General features: G+C 64.4%; 1 protein-coding gene. It reads right to left on the bottom strand.

Annotated elements, in window-relative coordinates; all coding sequences use genetic code 11:
* A partial coding sequence (locus AB4Y92_RS26635; protein ID WP_441822354.1) for a hypothetical protein occupies positions 1 to 365 on the bottom strand: 365 nt, incomplete at both ends.

The following is a 365-nucleotide window of genomic DNA, read 5'->3' on the forward strand; positions in this document are numbered from 1 at the left end:
CGCTTGGTGTCATAGACCAGCGAGCCGGACACGAAATTGTTCGGCAGCCCGCATTGGCCGAAGCCGCCGACAGCGGCGAAGTCCTTGGGATCGACATAGCGCGCCCAGTCGATGCGCTCGATCAGGCCTTCCTCGCAGGCTGTCGCCTCGTTGATCGCGGTCAGGCTGACCACATCCCAGACGAGATTGCCCGTCTCGACCTGCGACCGGAGCTTGGCGAGTTCCTGGTTGAAGGAATCGTCGACGACGACGTGGCCGGTCATCGCCGTGAAGGGCTTGTAATAGGCCTCGCGGTAGCCCGCGCCGGCAGCGCCCCCATTATTCGCCACCGTGATTGAATCCGCGGCCGCCGCCATGGGCAGAAG

The organism is Lysobacter sp. TAB13, assembly GCF_052113885.1.
Taxonomy (GTDB): domain Bacteria; phylum Pseudomonadota; class Gammaproteobacteria; order Xanthomonadales; family Xanthomonadaceae; genus Lysobacter; species Lysobacter gummosus.